Raw genomic sequence first — 15,383 nt, forward strand, 5'->3', positions numbered from 1 at the left:
CCCGCTCAGAACGCCACCACGCCCCCGTCCTTGCGCGGGTCCGATCCGCCGATGTAGTGGTCGCCGTCGCGCAGAACCAGTTGCGCGCCGCCGAAGGCGAAGACGCCATGGCCTTCCTCGATCGTGACTTCGTGGCCGCGTGCGCGCAGGGCGGCGACGACCTCGGCATCGAAGGCGGGCTCCACGGCCACGCCCTTGCCGCCCGTCACGCGCCAGCGCGGTGCGTCGGCGGCGGCCTGGGGGTTCTGGCCGTAGCGCAGCACACGCAGGGCCATCTGCAGGTGGCCCTGGCTCTGCATAGGGCCGCCCATGACGCCGAAGGCCATCTGGGGCGTGCCGTCGGCGTTCATCGCAAAGGCCGGGATGATGGTGTGCGAGGGGCGCTTGCGCGGCGCGACCTCGTTGGCATGGCCGGCTTGCGTGGTGAAGCCGTGGCCGCGGTTTTGCAGGCTGATGCCGGTGCCCGGCACGACCACGCCCGAGCCGAAGCCCATGTAGTTGGACTGGATGAACGAGACCATCATGCCGCTGGCATCGGCCGCCGCCAGGTAGACGGTGCCGCCTGGGCGAGGGGCGCCGTAGGTGGGCGCGCTGGCGCGCTCGCGGTCAATGAGCGCCGCGCGTTCGCGCAGGTAGCCGGCGTCCAGCAGATGGGCGGATTCGACGCGCATGTGGTCGCCGTCGGCGTTGTATTCGTGCAGGTCGGCCAGGGCCAGCTTCATGGCCTCGACCTGCAGGTGCACGGACTCCACGCCGTCCAGCGGCTCGGCGCCCACGCCCAGTGCGTCCAGCATGCCCAGCGCCATCAGCGCGGCAATGCCCTGGCCGTTGGGCGGGATCTCGTGGATCACCGAGTCGCCAAAGGTCTGCGACACCGTGCCGACCCAGTCGGCCTGGTGGGCGGCCAGGTCGGCCTCGGTCATGGCGCCGCCGCAGGCCTTGGCGTGCTCGGCCATCGAGCGCGCCAGTGCGCCACGGTAGAAGGATTCGCCCTTGGTGGCGGCGATCTCCTCCAGCGTGCGCGCATGGGCTTCGCTGCGGAAGACCTCGCCCGCCTTGGGGGCCTTGCCATCGGGCAGGAAGCATTCGGCAAAACCGGGCTGGTCGCCGAGCTTGGCTCCGCCCAGCGCCCACAGCGTGGCGATGGTGGGCGAGACCGCAAAGCCGTCGCGCGCATAGCGGATGGCGGGCTGGGCCAGTTGCTCGAACGGCAGCTTGCCGAAGCGGCGCGACAGCTCCACCCAGGCCGAGACGGCACCGGGCACGGTGACGGCGTTCCAGCCCTTCTCGGGGATGCCGCCCAGCGCGGCGAAGTACTCGGGCGTCCAGGCTTCGGGCGAGCGGCCCGAGGCATTGAGGCCGTGCAGCTCCTTGCCATCCCACAGGATGCAGAAGGCATCGCTGCCCAGGCCGCAGCCCGTGGGCTCGACCACGGTCAGCGCCATGGCCGTGGCAATGGCCGCATCCACGGCATTGCCGCCGGCCAGCAGCATGGACAGGCCGGCCTGCGCGGCCAGCGGCTGCGAGGTGGAGACCATGTTGCGGCCCAGCACCGAAGAGCGGTGCGAGGCGTAGGGAAGTGTCCAGTCCGTAACAGTGCTTGTCATATCAATTTCCATAGCGCCAACGCGCCACCGATAGCTTGAGGAACCGCAGGCACGGCCCAGCTCAGGGACGCCAAGCAAGGGCCGCCCCGCAGCAAGGGCGTCGTCCCCCTCCCGCAGGAGAGGGGGAAGCGGCAAAGCCGCTCAGGGGGTGCTTCACTCAATCCAATGTGATTTTGTTGTCTTTGATGACCTGCGCCCAGCGCGCGCTGTCGGCCTGCACCATGGCAGCGAACTGCGCGGGCGTGCGGGGCGATGCGGCCTCCACGCCCTGCTTGGCCAGGCTGGCCACCACCTCGGGATTCTGGATGGCCTTGTTGAAGGCCTGATTGATCCGCGCCACCAGCTCGGGCTTCATGCCGGCCGGACCATAGACGCCGAACCAGGTGACCGAAGAATAGCCAGGCAGGCCGGACTCGGCCACCGTGGGCAGGTCGGGCGCCAGCGCGCTGCGCTTGTCGCCGGTCACGGCCAGTGCGCGCAGGCGACCACTGGCCACATGGGGCATGCCGGTGGGAATGGAGTCGAACAGCAGGTGCACCTGGCCAGCGGCCAGGTCGGTGATGGACTGGGCCGTGCCCTTGTAGGGCACATGGGTCAGCTGCAGGCCCGCGCGCGCCGCGAAGGCCGCCGCGTTCAGGTGGACGATGGTGCCGTTGCCGCTGCTGGCGTAGTTGAGGGCGCCCGGATGGGCCTTGGCATAGGCGATCAGCTCCTGCACGTTGCGCACGGGCAGCGAGGGCGTGACCAGCAGGATGCTGGCCGCGCCGCCGATCTCGGCAATGGGCGTGAAATCCTTGTCGGCCTTGTAGGCCAGACGGGTCATCAGGTGCGGCGAGATGGCATGCGTGCTGCTGGTGGTGAACAGCAGCGTGTAGCCGTCCGGCGAGGCCTTGGCGGCCTCGCCCGTGCCGATGGTGCCGCCCGCGCCGGGGCGGTTGTCGATGACCAGCTGCTGGCCCAGGTCCTGGGACATGCGCTGCGCCACCACGCGCGCCACGAGGTCGGTGGCGCCGCTGGCCGGAAAGGGCACGACCAGGCGCACCGGGTGCGAGGGCCAGGACGCCTGGCCCTGTGCCACGGCGGGCAGGGCGATGGCGCCAGCCAGGGCACAGGCTGCAGCCACGATGGCGCGGCGTGGAAGTAAAACGCTGGGCAATGCCTTCATGGGCACACTCCTGGACAGGGGTTGGACGGCTGCAGCCGCTGCTCCCCAGCAACGCCGCAACAGGCCATCGTAGAACCCTCGCCCCTTTGCCGCCATCAGCAAATTTGCAAACCTGCGTTGCCTCTGCGGCAAATTGATGACAATCGGGGCGACATGCCCGACGCCCGCCACCTTCTTTTGCAGGACACCGCGCTGCGCTACTTCCACGAAGTGGCGCAATGCGGATCGCTGACCGAGGCCTCGGCGCGGCTGCATGTGGCGGCCTCGGCCATCAGCCGCCAGATCGCGGCGCTGGAGGGGCTGCTGGGCACGCCGCTGTTCGAACGCCACCCGCGCGGCATGGTGCTCAATGCGGCCGGAGAGATCCTGGCTGACCATGTGCGCCGCGCCGGCCTGGATGCCGAGCGTGCGCTGGGCGAGATCGAGGCCCTGCAGGGGCTGCGCAGCGGCCGCGTGCGCATCGCAAGCTCCGACGCCTTTGCCAACGAGTTCCTGCCGCGCCTGTGCGCAGCCTTCCAGCGCGCGCATGCCGGCATCGTCTTCGAGGTGATGGTGCTGCCCACGCCTGCCGTGCCAGAGGCTGTGCGCAGCGGCACGGCCGACATCGGCCTGTGCTTCAGCCGCGCGCCTGAAAAAGGCATTGCCGTGGCCTGCCGCGTGGCCGCGCCGCTGGTGGCCCTGGTCGCCCCCGGCCATGCGCTGGCCCAGGCCCGCCGCCTGTCGCTGGCCCAATTGGTACGCCACCCCCTGGCACTCACACCGGCCGATACTGCCGTGCGCCAGTTGCTGGACGCGGCCTGCAGCCGCCAGGGCCTGATGCTGATGCCCGTGATGGAGAGCAACCACGGCAAGACCCTGCTGAACTTTGCAGCCCAGGGCGCCGCCGTGGCCGTGGCCAGCGAGATCGCCGCGCGCCACATGGTGGCCACAGGCGCACTGGTGGCCGTGGCGCTCAGCGACCGGGGCATGGACCTGCGCGACATCGAGGTGCAGACCCTGGCCGGCCGCACGCTGCCGCATGCGGCGCAGTCCTTCCTGGAAATGCTGCAGCTGCGGTTGCCCGGTCCCTGGTAACCGGAGGGCATCGCGGGCAGCGCCCGCCAGACACCACGGAAACAGGGCCGGCCAGAAAAGAGACCACAGTCCGAACATGGGCGGAGGGGCAAAACTCGGAAAGCTCCGGTTTTTACTGCCCTGCAGACCCGTGATTCATCCATCGCCCTGATCGGTCCACCGAAGACGGGAGCGGATCGGGCATGAATCGGATAGGACTACTCTGATTCTGACTCAGCCGATTCGGATTCTCCTGCGCGACCGGACAGCCAGCCGCCGGCGCCGTTCCTATCATTCGCACCTCTGTCGCCGGGCTTCCTTTGCGGAACCCCTTGACTCCCGCTCCTGAATGAATACACGGACAACCCGGCCATCGCCGGACCTGCAAACAAGAGGCAAGGCATGTACACGAACCAGACCGGAGGGCGCAAGCGGCAATTGCAGCGGGAGGCACAGCATGGATGAGCGAACCGAACTGACCTTCATGCTGCATGGCCTGTCGGACCGCGACGCCAAGCTGTTCCGCTCCTATGTGCTGATGGTGAATCACCGCACACGGCACCGCTGGACGTGGCGCGAATCCCAGGCGGACATGACGGTGGCGCATGGCGAACTGGCCGAAGCGCCTGCCGCCCCGCCCGCGTTGACGCTGCGCGTGGGCGGGCAGCCCAAGGGGGCCTTTCCTGCGGGCGGCCATCTGAGCATGCCCCTGCGCGCCGATGCGCTGGAGGAATGCCTCAACACCATGGGCGCACGCATCCTGTCGGTGCACGGCAAACCGGCCAGCGCCAAGGCACACGCCAGCGGCCTGCACACGCAGCATCAGCTGATGCTTCTGCAGCTGCGGCGCTGGCCGTCGCCGCAACTGCTGACGAGATCCCACCATATCCGCCTGGCCACCTTGCTGACAGGCCAGCCCACGACGATGCAGACCCTGTGCCAGCGCTCGGGCCTGCCGCCCGAGATCTGTGCCGGTTTTCTGAACGAGCTGGACGCCGCCGGCCTGCTGCGCTGGGCCTCGGCCCGCCCGCCCGCCGCACCGCCCCCCGGCAACCCTGCGCCGGACAGGGGCGTGCTCGAACGCATACGCCTTCGCCTGGCCCGGTTTGCAGGAGCGCGCCCATGAGCGAACTCAAGATCCTGATTTCCGGCCCTCCAGGCGCAGGCAAGACCACGGCCATCCGCTGCGTCAGCGAGATCGCCCCCGTGAGCACCGACGTGCGCAACACCGATGACACCCTGGACAAGGCGCTGACGACGGCCGGCATGGACTATGGCGAGCTGACCCTGGACAACGGCGAGAAGCTGTACCTCTACGGCACGCCCGGGCAGGAGCGCTTTGACTTCATGTGGCGCATCCTCTCGCGCGGCGCGCTGGGCGTGATCTTGCTGATCGACAACAGCCGCTCCGATCCGCTGGCCGACCTGGATATCTATGTCCAGGGCCTGTCCGATGTCTTGCGCAGCACGGCATGCGTGGTGGCGGTATGCCGCATGCAGGAGTACACAGCGCCTGATCTGGACAGCTTTGCCGTGCACCTGCAATCGCGCGGCCTGCTGTGCCCCGTGGTGCCGGCCGATGTGCGCAACCCCCGGCAGGTGGTGGCCCTGATCGAGCTGTTGCTGCTGCAGATTGAAGCCCTTGCCCAGGAGAAGTCCCATGAAGAATGACGCTGCCTTGAAGGCTGCAGCCCAGGCGGCGGTGCAGTCGCTGATGAGCAGGTTGCACGGCGTGCGTGGCTGCGTGGTCAGCACCGAGGACGGCTTCGAGGTGGCCGCCCGTGCGCAAGGCCAGGGCAGCACGGCGCGGCTGTCGGCCATGGCCAGCTCGATGGCGGCGCTGGGCATGATCGCCGGCGAGGAGAACCAGCTCGGGCATTGCGCCAACGTGGTGGTCGAGGCGGCCGAGGGCTTCATCGTCATGCTGCAGGCACAGCGCCCGGGCCTGACGCTGGTCATCAGCGTGGTGGCCTCGCGCGAGGCCATTCTGGGCCAGGTTCTCTATGTCTCGCGCGAGGCCGTGCGGACGCTGGAACAAGCGTGATGGCAAAGGCAGGCAAGGGCTGCTCATATGCATCCGGCAAGAAGGCACCGCGAAGGTGCAGAACATTTTCGCAACACAAGGGAGTTAGGAAAACAATGGCCAATATCAAGCAAACCATGGATGAACTGATGCGCTGCGACGGCGCCATGTGCGCTGCACTGGTGGACTACAACAGCGGCATGATCCTGGGGCAGGACGGATCGGGCGTGGACCTGGAGCTGGCTGCCGCCGGCAACACCGAACTGGTGCGCGCCAAACTCAAAACCATGCGCTCGCTGGGCCTGGAAGACACCATCGAGGACATCCTCATCACGCTGAGCAAGCAGTACCACATCCTGCGCCCCTCCACCCACCACGAGGGCCTGTTCCTGTACCTGGTGCTCGACAAGACCAAGGCCAATCTCGCGCTGGCGCGCCGCAAGGTGCAGGACGTGGAGAATGCGCTGGTGGTCTGAACAACCGCCCTTGACTGGCTGCGCCGCTCAGAACCGCTCGGCGCACAGCGCCTGCCACTGCAGGATCTCGATCTCGCCGCGCTGCACCCGGATGAGGCCGCGCGCCTGCAGGCCCTGCAGCAGCACGTTGGTGGTCTGGCGCGAGATCGACAGCATGCGCGCCAGCTGCTCCTGCGTGATATCCAGGCGCGGCCGGGCCGGCACATCGTCCAGCCGCTCGCCGTAGCCACGCGCCATGGCCACCAGGCGGCGCGCCAGGCGCTGGGGCGCGGGCAGGAGGGCCAGATCCTCCAGCGCCGCAAAGGCCGCGCGCATGCGCCCCGACATCAGCACGCCCAGGTCATGCCAGTGCGCGGGGTGCTGCAGAAGCCAGTCCAGCAGCGGCTGGCGCGGCACCTGCAGCACCACGCTGGGCTCCATGGCGTGGGCATCGTGGGTGCGCGGCGAACCGTCGAACAGCGCGATCTCGCCAAACCAGGTGGCCGGTCCCATGCGCGTGAGCAGGGCCTCGCGCGCATGCTCGCTCTGGCCACCCACCCCGGAGAAACCGATGCTGCCCCGGACCACGGCGAACAGCCCGCCCTCGAGCGCATCGCCGCGCAGGAACAGGGCCTCGCCCGTCTCCAGGCTGCGCGGCTGCGCCAGCGCCAGCAGCAAATCGGCAAACTGCGGCGCCAGTGCGCTGAACCAGCGACCGGCGCGCAGCGTGGGCAGGTAGGAAGAGGCGAGGGAAGCTTGCATGGAAAGGGATGTCGGGTGGCTGACAGACACAGCCGGCGGGCCTGCGTATTTTCGCCGCTGACATCGAACATGCCAGGAGACCTTTCCATGCAAGCCTCACACCCCCTGCCCCGCGCGCTGGCGCGCCCTTCCCGCCTGCTGGCCAGCCTGGCCACAGCCGCTTTGCTGAGCGCCTGCGCCCACGGCAGCCTGCCCGTCTCCGACATGGCCAGGCCCCAGCCGGCCAGCGCCGCCACGCGCGCGGCCCAGCAGGCGGCCTTGGCGCAGCAGCCGCTGGACGATGCGCAGGCCATGGAGGACGCCCGGCGCGGCCTGATCGCACCGGCCGACACCCTGGTCGTGCGCAATGCCCAGGGCCGTCCCATCTGGAGCATGCAGTCCTATGCCTTCCTGGAGCAGGACCAGGCGCCCGACACCGTGCACCCCGCGCTGTGGCGCCAGGCCCAGCGCAACCGCGTCAGCGGCCTGTTCCAGGTGACCGACAGGCTCTACCAGGTGCGCGGCCTGGACCTGTCGAACATGAGCATCATCGAGGGCGAGACCGGCCTGATCGTGGTCGATCCGCTGATGTACACCGAGACCGCCCAGGCCGCGATGGACCTGTACTTCCAGCACCGCCCGCGCAAGCCCGTGGTGGCCGTCGTCTACTCGCACAGCCATGTGGACCATTTCGGCGGCGTGCGCGGCGTGGTGCGCCAGGAAGAGGTGGATGCGGGCCGCGTGCAGGTCATCGCCCCGGCGGGCTTCATGGCCGAGGCCGTGGGCGAGAACGTGATCGCCGGCCACGCCATGGGCCGGCGCGCGCTCTACCAGTTCGGCATGCTGCTGCCGCGCGATGCCAGGGGACAGGTGGACGCAGGGCTGGGCAAGGCGGGTGCGCCCGGCACCATGGGGCTGATCGCGCCCACGCGCGTGATCGACAAGCCGCGCGAGACCCTGCGCATCGACGGCGTGGACATCGAGTTCGCGCTCACGCCCGGGGCCGAGGCGCCGGCCGAGATGATCATGTACTACCCCCAGTTCAAGGTGCTGAACATGGCCGAGATCGCCGTGCACACCCAGCACAACCTGCTGCCGCTGCGCGGCGCCCAGGTGCGCGATGCGCTGGGCTGGTCGCGCCACCTGAACGACGCCCTGCACGCCTATGGCGGCAAGGCCGAGATCATGATTGCCCAGCACCACTGGCCGGTCTGGGGCCAGCCCCGGCTGCAGCACCTGCTGGCCGGCCAGCGCGACACCTACAAATACCTGCACGACCAGACCGTGCGCCTCATGAACCACGGCTACGTGGGCTCGGAGATCGCCGAGAGGCTGAAGATGCCCGAATCCCTGGCCCGCGACGGCGCAACGCATGCCTTCTACGGCCACCTGCGCCACAACATCCGCGCCATCTACCAGCACTACCTGGGCTACTACGAAGGCAACCCGGCCCAGCTGGAGGCGCTGCCGCCTGTGCCCGCCGCACGCAAGACCGTGGAATACATGGGGGGCGCCGACGCCGTGCTGCGCCGTGCGCAGGCCGACTACGAGCGCGGCGAATACCGCTGGGTGGCGCAGATCGCCTCGCAGCTGGTCTTTGCCGACCCGGCCAACCAGGCCGCGCGCCGGCTGGCGGCCAATGCCTATGAACAGCTGGGCTACCAGATGGAATCGGCCACGGCCCGCAACGCCTTCCTGCAGGGCGCGGCGGAACTGCGCCAGGGCGTGCCCCAGCTGCCCAGGCCCGGCAGCACCGCGCGCGACCTGGTGCGCAGCCTGCCGCTGGAGATGTTCTTCGACTACCTGGGCGTGCGGCTGGACGCGGGCAAGGCCGCAGGCCAGCGCATCGTGCTCAACTGGACCTTCACCGACACCGGCGAGCAGCGCAGCCTGAACCTGGAGAACAGCGCCCTCACCCAGAGCCCGGGCCTTGCGCCCGCCGCCCATGCCAGCCTGCGCCTGACGCGCGCCACGCTGGACGCCATTGCAGGCCAGGAGACCACGATGGCCGAGGCCATCAAAAGCGGCCAGCTGCGCATCGAGGGCGACGCCTCCAAGGTAGCGGCGCTCATGTCCATGCTGGACCGCTTCGACAGCGTGTTCCCCATCGTGGAGCCACGCCCCGAACGAGTTGCTCAGTAACCGTGCTGGGCGCGGAAGTCGCGCGCCTTGCCGAAGTGCCCGTTGCCGATGAAGGGCACGGGCGGGCGCAGCGCCGACAGCGGCGAGGGATGGTTGCTGGTCAGCACCAGATGGCCCCGGTCGGCCGGAATGAAGGCGCGCTTGGACTGCGCATGGCTGCCCCAGAGCATGAAGACCACGGGGCGCGCGCCCTGGGCGATGTGCCGGATCACCGCATCGGTCAGCAGCTCCCAGCCCTTGCCCGAGTGGCTGGCCGCCTGGCCTTCCTCCACCGTGAGACAGGTGTTGAGCAGCAGCACGCCGTTCCTGGCCCACTTGACCAGGCTGCCGCCCGGGTTGGGAAACGGCGGGAAGGGCACGCCCAGGTCACGCTGCATCTCCTTGAAGATGTTCTGCAGCGAGGGCGGCATGCGCACGCCCGGCGCCACCGAGAACGACAGGCCTTCGGCCTGCCCCCGGCCGTGGTAGGGGTCCTGCCCCAGGATGACCACGCGCACTTCCTCGGGCGGGGTCAGCTCCAGCGCGCGCAGCGGCTGGGGTGGAAAGATCACCGCACCGGCTTCCAGGCGCTGGTGCAGAAAGGTCAGCAGCTGCTGGCCCGTGGCACCCGCGAAGAAGTCCTCGACCAGGGGCTGCCAGTCGGGCGCAACGGGCCAGTCGGCGGGATCGGCGGATTGGAGTTGGTCGGCTTGCGCCGGGGCGATTGCGTCGTCTTGAAGGGCCATGGCGGATGGGGCACCAGCGCACGCATGGCGCGCGATGGTGGTTCCTCGAAGGTACGAAAGAAACGGGAATTCACCGGCGCGCGGCCGGTGCATTGATGTCCTGAGGATACCCGCAGTCGCACAGCCGCCCGGCGTGTGCGACATGCACGTCAGCGCATCAGCGCGTCCGGCGGCGCCGGCGCATTGCCGCCATGGCCAGCAGCACCGAGGCCGATGTGCCCGCCAGACCCGCGAGGTTCCACACGGGAATGGCTGCAGCAGAGGTCGCGGCCATCACCATCAGACCGCCCGGATCGACCACCACGCCATTGGCCTGCAGGTCATCGTCGCCCAGGCCGCCGTCCTGGACTTCCAGGGTGTAGGTATTGGCCGAGATCACCTTGAAGCCGTCGTTGAAGGCATACCAGTGCGGTGCCGGGTTGGCCGCCGTGGGACCGTACTTCCAGTACTGGGCCCCCGAAGGCAGGGCCTGCGGCATGGTGACGCTGAGCTTCAGCGTCGCGCCTGAGTTGCAGCCCGACGAGCGCAGGTCCAGCACACCCAGCGGATAGGCCGCTGCACCCTGGGGCGGCGCCGTGGGCAGGCTTTGCGCACGCACCAGCGATGCCGATTGCAGGCTGCAGCCGCTGGCCGGATTGCTGACGGTCAGCGTCGCGCTGCCGCCTTGCAGGGTCGAGATGGTGGTGGCGCCAGCGACAGGGGCGTTGACCGTCAGGGGCTGCGAGGCGGGCCCCGCACCGCTGCTGGACTGTGCCGCCACGCTGCAGTTGTAGGCCACGCCGGGTGTCAGGCCGTTGACCGCCACCGTCGGGGTGCTGGACGTGCCCGTCAGCACCGCGCCGCCGCCTTGCGGGACACATTGCGCCACATAGCCCGTGACCGTCTGGCCGGGGATGGAGGCCACCGGATCGAAGGTCAGCTGCACGGCCGTGCCCTGCGCGAAAAAGCCCGTATCGGCAGGTGGCTGAAGTGCGCCCGGAACGCTGCCGGACCAGACGCTCATCGCATCCACGCCGAAGAACAGGCTTTGCCGGTTGTCCACCTCGGCAATGCGCAGGCGCACGGTCTGGCCCGCGTAGGCCGACAGGTCGAACTGCAGTGACTGGTAGCCGCTGCCGCTGGCCGAAGGACCGGGCGCCGTGGCCGGCGGCCACTGGAAGACATTGGCCAGCACACCGGCGCCCAGGCTGTCGGGCGCGGCGGCAGGGTTCATGACGTCGATGCGCACCTGCTGGTTGGGCGCAGCCACCGTGTAGTCAAGCGTGGCCGGCGCCGCAGCGACCTTGGCCGCATTCTGGACATGGACGCGGGCGCTCAGCGTGGCCGGGCTGCCCGCCGGAATGGCGACGTCCTGGTAGAGCACATGGCTGCCGGGGCCGGGCTGGTCGCTCATGAGGGCAAACGCCCCGTCGGGAGGTGCAGGCACGGCCACGGGCGTGATGGCGCCTTTGGTGCCTTGCTGGGCGGCGAAGCCGCCCTTGGAGCCGGCCTGGGACACGGATTGCCAGCCCGTGAAAACCAGGGAACCCGGACCGGAGTTCTGCTCGAAACTGCCGTTGGCCAGCAGTTCGGCGGCCTGCGCCGGGCCCAGGGCCGCAAACACCGCAAGCCCCAGACAGGACTTGCGGGCAACGCCTTTTACGCTGTGCATGATGCTGCCTTGCGCCGATCAGCGTTCGTAGACGGTGTCGGTGGGCGCGCTGTCCTGGGTGTTGCCCATGACCCGGTTGTTGTTGAACGAGGTGATCTTCCCGCCAGCCACAGCGTTGAACGCCTTGTCATTGCCGAACACCGTGGTGTTGGACAGGTAGACCTGGGCGGTCGTGCTCTGGACACTGATGGCGGCGCGTTCCGGCTCGCCCTGTGCTGGCACTGCATTGCCCAGCAATTGCGAGCGTTGCACCAGAACAGACACAGAAGTAGCGCTCGTCTCGACCTTGACCGCCGCCTGCGTGAAGCCCTGAATCCTGACGTTGTCCAGCACCACTTTGCCTGCCTGGAAGATTCTGACGCCGAACGTTCCTGTGCCGTTGCCGACGATGTCCAGATCCCGCAGCACCACGGTGTCAGAAACACCCGCGTTGATGGTGATGCCCGCGCTACCGGAGACCAGCACGCCGGCAAGCACGCCTGTGCCGTCCACCTGCATGGACTTGGTGATGGTGACTCCACCGACGCCCGCAGGATCCAGCACGTTGATCTCGCCGTTGGCGGCCGTCCTGGCGATGGCCCCCGCAAACGTCTTGCAGGGAGCCGTGCGGCTGCAGGGGTTGACGTCATCGCCCACGCCCGAGACCCAGGTGCGCGTGGCCTGTGCCCAGGCGCCGGACGATGCCAGCGTGGCCGATGCGCAAACGATGAGGGCAGCCCAGCCGCGGCTGGACAGGAAAGGGGCACGGGGCATGAACGACATCGGAGTCTCCGTAGGCGATGGGCTGCGGCCATGTTGCCGGATCGGCATTTCATGCGCATTGTCAATAATTATCATGCAAACGAAAAACTTTTAGAAACACTATTTGCACAAAAAAAGCCCGCACGCATGGCTGCGGCGGGCTGCTTCGGTGGCGCACCACCGAGGGACCGATCCGGTCTTGGCTTCAGGCAAACAGCTTGGCCAGCGCCTCTCCCGGCTCCTTGGCGCGCATGAAGGCCTCGCCCACCAGGAAGCTGTGGATACCGGCATCGCGCATGGCCTTGACGTCCTCGCGGCTGCCGATGCCCGACTCGGTGACCAGCAGGCGGTCGGCGGGCACGTTCTTTTGCAGGTCCAGCGTGGTCTGGATGCTGACCTCGAAGCTGCGCAGGTTGCGATTGTTGATGCCCACCAGCGGCGTCTTGAGCCGCAGGGCGCGGTCCAGCTCGGCGCCGTCGTGGACCTCGACCAGCACGGCCATGTCCAGGCTGTGGGCGATCTGTTCCATCTCGGCCATCTGCGCGTCGTCCAGGCAGGCGGCGATCAGCAGCACGCAGTCGGCGCCCATGGCCCGCGATTCGTAGATCTGGTAGGGATCGACCATGAAGTCCTTGCGCAGCACGGGCAGGTGGCAGCTGGCGCGCGCCTGCTTGAGATAGTCCACGCTGCCCTGGAAGAACTGCTTGTCGGTCAGCACCGAGAGGCAGGCGGCGCTGACGCCCTTGCCGTCGCCATCGGCATAGCTTTGCGCGATGTCGGCGGGGATGAAGTCCTCGCGGATCACGCCCTTGCTGGGGCTGGCCTTCTTGATCTCGGCGATCACGCCGGCCTGGCCGGCGGCGATCTTGGCACGCAGCGCGCCCACGAAGTCGCGCGTGAGCACGCGGCTTTCGGCGTCGCGGCGCATGTCCGCGAAGGGCATGCGCTTCTGGGCGGCGGCCACTTCCTGCACTTTCACGTCGCAGATTTGCTTGAGGATGTCGGACACGTTGCTTTCCTTGGTTTCTTGTATTCGGTGGTCGATGGGGGCTGCGCGGCTCAGGCCGTCAGCCGGGCCGTGTAGGCCACGAGTTCGTTGAGCTTGGCCAGGGCCGCGCCGCTGTCCAGCGCCGCCTGGGCGCGGGCCATGCCGTCCTCGATGCTGGAGGCCACGTTGGCCGCATACAGGGCGGCACCCGCGTTCAGGCAGACGATGTCGCGCGCGGCACTCTTTTCGCCATGGAGCACGCCCAGCAGCATGGCCTTGGATTCCTCGGGATTGTCCACCTTGAAGGCGCGCGTGCCCACCATGCGCAGGCCGAAGTCCTCGGGATGGATCTCGTACTCGCGCACCACGCCGTCCTTGAGCTCGCCCACCAGGGTGCCCGCGCCCAGGCTGATCTCGTCCAGGCCGTCGCGGCCATAGACCACGATGGCGTGCTCGGCGCCCAGGCGCTGCAGCGCGCGCACCTGGATGCCGACCAGGTCCTCGTGGAACACGCCCATGAGGATGTTGGGCGCGCTGGCCGGATTGGTCAGCGGGCCCAGGATGTTGAAGATGGTGCGCACGCCCAGCTCCTTGCGCACGGGCGCCACGTTCTTCATGGCCGGGTGGTGGTTGGGCGCGAACATGAAGCCGATGCCCACGTCGGCGATGCTGCGCGCGATCTGCTCGGGGCTGAGCTGGATGTTGACGCCCAGCGCCTCCATGGCGTCGGCGCTGCCGCTCTTGCTGCTGACGCTGCGCCCGCCGTGCTTGCTGACCTTGCCGCCCGCCGCCGCGATCACGAAGATGGAGCAGGTGGAGATGTTGAAGGTGTTGGCGCCGTCGCCGCCCGTGCCCACGATGTCCACCAGGTGGCGCTTGTCCTCCACATGGACCTTGTTGGAGAACTCGCGCATGACCTCGGCCGCGGCCGTGATCTCGCCGATGGTCTCCTTCTTCACGCGCAGGCCGGTGACGATGGCGGCCGTCATCACGGGCGACAGCTCGCCGCGCATGATCAGGCGCATCAGGTGCAGCATCTCGTCGTGGAAGATTTCGCGGTGCTCGATGGTGCGCTGCAGCGCTTCCTGGGGGGTGATCTGGGTCATTGCGGTGTCTCGGTTGGGTGCCGGCCTGCTCAGGCCTTCTGTTCCAGGAAATTCTTGAGCATGGCGTGGCCATGCTCGGTGAGGATGCTCTCGGGGTGGAATTGCACGCCCTCGATGGCCAGGCTGGTGTGGCGCACGCCCTGGATCTCGCCGTCCTCGCTGGTGGCCGTGATCTCCAGGCATTCGGGCAGGCTGGAGCGCGCAATGGCCAGCGAGTGGTAGCGGTTGACCGTGAACTGCTCGGGCAGGTCGGCGAACACGCCCTTGCGGTCGGTGGTGATGACGCTGGTCTTGCCATGCATCTGCTGGCCCGCGCGCACGATGTCGCCGCCGAAGGCCGCGCCAATGCTCTGGTGGCCCAGGCACACGCCCAGGATGGGCAGGCGGCCTGCAAAGTGCTGGATGGCCGCCACGGAGATGCCCGCCTCGGCCGGCGAGCAGGGGCCGGGCGAGATCACCAGGCGGTCGATCTTCTCGCGCTCGACCAGGGCGATCACCTCGTCCAGCGTGGCCTCGTCATTGCGCACCACGGTGACATCGGCACCCAGCTCGCCGAAGTACTGGACGATGTTGTAGGTGAAGCTGTCGTAGTTGTCGATCATCAGCAGTCTGGTCATACCGGCTCCTGGGTCTCAAAGGGAAAAACGGGTGGCGCGGGCATGCCGCAGCGAAGGCTGGCGCGGGAATGCGCGCAATGCTGCCTGGGTCTGGAAGGGGGAATCTGAGGGCATCTGGGCAATCTCCTGGGTTCTGGGAGCCGCCGTGCCGGGGAGCCATCTGCTGGGTGAGCCTTGCTGCCGTCACGGCGGCAAGGCGCGGTACGCAACCGCAACGACGTGCCGCTTCCTTATTGGAAGCGCCACCACTGTGCAACGATGATCGAAACGGGCGTACCGTTCATGGCTGTCTTGGATCGAGAGTTCAGGTGTCTGGAAGACGGGAATGCAGCAGGCTGCATGGCGGAGCATGCTAACACAGGGTCCGCG

General features: G+C 68.3%; 15 protein-coding genes. 6 read left to right on the top strand and 9 right to left on the bottom strand.

Annotation, left to right across the window (positions count from 1 at the left end; translation table 11 throughout):
* Positions 1-5: 5 nt before the first annotated feature.
* Positions 6-1,607: a gamma-glutamyltransferase family protein gene (locus tag A4F85_RS20245; RefSeq protein ID WP_063328043.1), complete on the bottom strand. Its 1,602-nt coding sequence runs from the start codon at positions 1,605-1,607 to the stop codon at positions 6-8.
* A gap of 157 nt (positions 1,608-1,764) precedes the next feature.
* Positions 1,765-2,772 carry a Bug family tripartite tricarboxylate transporter substrate binding protein gene (locus A4F85_RS20250; RefSeq protein ID WP_043825478.1) on the bottom strand — a complete coding sequence of 336 codons (1,008 nt, stop codon included), beginning with the start codon at positions 2,770-2,772 and terminating at the stop codon, positions 1,765-1,767.
* A gap of 153 nt (positions 2,773-2,925) precedes the next feature.
* Here A4F85_RS20250 and A4F85_RS20255 point away from each other — a divergent pair, with 153 nt between their 5' ends.
* From A4F85_RS20255 to A4F85_RS20275, 5 genes are all read left to right on the top strand, one after another.
* Entirely contained in the window at positions 2,926-3,846 is a 921-nt protein-coding gene (locus A4F85_RS20255) for a LysR family transcriptional regulator (protein WP_034389667.1), read from the top strand.
* Positions 3,847-4,282: 436 nt separating this feature from the next.
* The gene (locus A4F85_RS20260; protein WP_034389665.1) at positions 4,283-4,951 is read left to right on the top strand and encodes a hypothetical protein; all 669 of its coding nucleotides are present in this window, start codon (positions 4,283-4,285) and stop codon (positions 4,949-4,951) included.
* Complete coding sequence (locus A4F85_RS20265) at positions 4,948-5,496, top strand: GTP-binding protein (RefSeq protein WP_063327563.1); 549 nt, start codon at positions 4,948-4,950, stop codon at positions 5,494-5,496. Before A4F85_RS20260 ends, A4F85_RS20265 begins: the two co-directional genes overlap by 4 nt.
* A complete protein-coding gene (locus tag A4F85_RS20270) occupies positions 5,486-5,869 on the top strand; it encodes a roadblock/LC7 domain-containing protein (protein ID WP_063327564.1) in 384 nt (127 codons plus the stop codon). Before A4F85_RS20265 ends, A4F85_RS20270 begins: the two co-directional genes overlap by 11 nt.
* 95 nt (positions 5,870-5,964) lie before the next feature.
* Positions 5,965-6,324, top strand: a complete 360-nt coding sequence (locus A4F85_RS20275; protein ID WP_047219048.1) for a hypothetical protein — start codon at positions 5,965-5,967, stop codon at positions 6,322-6,324.
* Positions 6,325-6,351: 27 nt separating this feature from the next.
* Here A4F85_RS20275 and A4F85_RS20280 read toward each other — a convergent pair whose 3' ends face one another.
* Complete coding sequence (locus A4F85_RS20280) at positions 6,352-7,065, bottom strand: Crp/Fnr family transcriptional regulator (RefSeq protein ID WP_063327565.1); 714 nt, start codon at positions 7,063-7,065, stop codon at positions 6,352-6,354.
* A gap of 87 nt (positions 7,066-7,152) precedes the next feature.
* Here A4F85_RS20280 and A4F85_RS20285 point away from each other — a divergent pair, with 87 nt between their 5' ends.
* The gene (locus tag A4F85_RS20285) at positions 7,153-9,186 is read left to right on the top strand and encodes an alkyl/aryl-sulfatase (RefSeq protein ID WP_063327566.1); all 2,034 of its coding nucleotides are present in this window, start codon (positions 7,153-7,155) and stop codon (positions 9,184-9,186) included.
* On the opposite strand, the gene A4F85_RS20290 is transcribed toward A4F85_RS20285, so the two are convergent.
* The 6 genes from A4F85_RS20290 to A4F85_RS20315 form a co-directional block, all read right to left on the bottom strand.
* Complete coding sequence (locus tag A4F85_RS20290) at positions 9,180-9,911, bottom strand: uracil-DNA glycosylase (protein ID WP_043780562.1); 732 nt, start codon at positions 9,909-9,911, stop codon at positions 9,180-9,182. The genes A4F85_RS20285 and A4F85_RS20290 overlap by 7 nt on opposite strands.
* A gap of 157 nt (positions 9,912-10,068) precedes the next feature.
* Positions 10,069-11,562, bottom strand: a complete 1,494-nt coding sequence (locus A4F85_RS20295; RefSeq protein WP_082848240.1) for a fibronectin type III domain-containing protein — start codon at positions 11,560-11,562, stop codon at positions 10,069-10,071.
* An 18-nt stretch (positions 11,563-11,580) separates the two neighbouring features.
* Positions 11,581-12,315, bottom strand: coding sequence for a right-handed parallel beta-helix repeat-containing protein (locus A4F85_RS20300; protein WP_197485502.1), 735 nt, complete (start codon positions 12,313-12,315; stop codon positions 11,581-11,583).
* 193 nt (positions 12,316-12,508) lie between these two features.
* Positions 12,509-13,312, bottom strand: a complete 804-nt coding sequence (gene trpC, locus A4F85_RS20305) for an indole-3-glycerol phosphate synthase TrpC (RefSeq protein WP_012202702.1) — start codon at positions 13,310-13,312, stop codon at positions 12,509-12,511.
* Positions 13,313-13,362: 50 nt separating this feature from the next.
* Positions 13,363-14,397 (bottom strand): anthranilate phosphoribosyltransferase, encoded by a 1,035-nt coding sequence (gene trpD / locus A4F85_RS20310; RefSeq protein ID WP_013804671.1) that lies wholly within the window; start codon positions 14,395-14,397, stop codon positions 13,363-13,365.
* A 29-nt stretch (positions 14,398-14,426) separates the two neighbouring features.
* Positions 14,427-15,014, bottom strand: a complete 588-nt coding sequence (locus A4F85_RS20315) for an anthranilate synthase component II (RefSeq protein ID WP_012202700.1) — start codon at positions 15,012-15,014, stop codon at positions 14,427-14,429.
* Positions 15,015-15,383: the final 369 nt, after the last annotated feature.

The organism is Delftia sp. GW456-R20 (assembly GCF_001622915.1).
Taxonomy (GTDB): Bacteria; Pseudomonadota; Gammaproteobacteria; order Burkholderiales; family Burkholderiaceae_C; genus Comamonas; species Comamonas acidovorans.